The sequence below is a fragment of the Nocardioides pinisoli genome, from assembly GCF_024199985.1.
In the GTDB taxonomy this organism is placed as follows: Bacteria; Actinomycetota; Actinomycetes; order Propionibacteriales; family Nocardioidaceae; genus Nocardioides; species Nocardioides pinisoli.
Genome location: NZ_JANARS010000018.1, coordinates 1 through 1,505, shown reverse-complemented (window position 1 = coordinate 1,505; position 1,505 = coordinate 1). Strand labels below are relative to the sequence as shown.

The window sequence follows — 1,505 nt, the reverse complement described above, 5'->3', positions numbered from 1 at the left end:
TCAGACGGTATGACGTGACCGCCTCGGACTGAGGGGGTTGCAGGCCGGGGCCTCTCACATGCATGTACGTGGGTTGTCGGGCAGGAGTGGCCTGCTCGACCTATCCACAGGCATAGGAGGCCCCGGTGTTCACTGAGCGTACGAGCGTTGGACTCGATGTGCACGCACGATCGGTCGTCGCAACTGCGATCGACACCACGACCGGCGAACTGTTCAAAGAGCGGCTGGTTCCCTCGAACGAGGTCGTGCTGGAGTGGCTGTCGCGGCTGCCTGGCCCGATCGCGGTGACCTACGAGGCAGGACCAACCGGATTCGGCCTGGCCCGGGCACTGGTCGCAGCAGGGATCCGTTGTGACGTCGCCGCGCCGTCGAAGCTGTCGCGACCCGGAGGTGATCGCGTGAAGACCGACGCCCGTGATGCACTGCAGCTGGCGAAGCTGCTGCGCAACGACGACATCACCAGCGTTCGGGTGCCCACAATCGCCCAGGAAGCCGCCCGTGACCTGGTCCGGGCACGTGAGGACGTCCGCGGCGACCTGATGCGTTCTCGACACCGGGTCTCCAAGCTGTTGCTGCGCCATGGCCACGTCTACTACGGCGGCCGGACCTGGTCAGCCAAGCACCACGCCTGGTTGCACCGGATCCGGTTCGACGAGCCCGGCACCAGGTGCGCCTACGAGGCCGACCTGGAGGCCATCGAGTTCGCCGTGGCCCGTCGTGATCGCCTCGACGCACTGATCACCCAGATGGCCGCCGACAGCGAGTTCACCGACGTGACCCGTCGGTTGTGTTGTCTGCGCGGGATCTCGACCCTGACCGGGTTCGCGCTTGCAGTCGAGGTCGGCGACTGGCAGCGGTTCACCGGGCACAGCATCGGCGCCTACCTCGGGCTGGTGCCTAGCGAGTACTCCAGCGGCCAGTCCCGACGACAAGGCGGGATCACCAAGACCGGCAACAGCCACGCCCGACGGCTGCTGATCGAAGCCGCCTGGCACCACAAGGCCCGCTACACCGTCGGCCCCGTCCTACGCGCCCGCTGGGACCAAGCACCCGAAACAGCCCGCGTGCGGGCCCACGCGGCCAACCAGCGGCTCAACGAGCGCTGGGCTGGCTACACCCGCCGGCACAAGAAGCACACCATCGCCAACACCGCGATCGCCCGCGAGCTCGCCGGCTGGTGCTGGTCACTGGCCGTGCTGGAGTAGCCGAGCCCCGAAACTTGGCCGGCCCGTCGAAGCCCTGACGAGCAGCGCGAGGAGACCCGTCCGCGATTCGGCTGTGAGCCACGACCACGGTCGTGACGCTCGACCTCAGACAAGCGGATCCCTCCTGCCGCACGCCGTCCTGCGGTAGCCAACCCGCGAATATCAGCATCGACCGCGCGTCGACAACGACACGCTGCGGCAGGGCAATGACACCACCAGGCCAAGACGAGGCGCCGCCAGCACACCCAGTGCCGGCGGCGCCTCACCCTGCACTCTTGACAACCGCGGACTACATATCAG

General features: G+C 67.6%; 1 protein-coding gene. It reads left to right on the top strand.

Annotated features, from left to right (window positions below):
• Positions 1–125 precede the first annotated feature (125 nt).
• A complete protein-coding gene (locus tag NCI01_RS21875; RefSeq protein WP_254183613.1) occupies positions 126–1,205 on the top strand; it encodes an IS110 family RNA-guided transposase in 1,080 nt (359 codons plus the stop codon).
• Positions 1,206–1,505 lie beyond the last annotated feature (300 nt).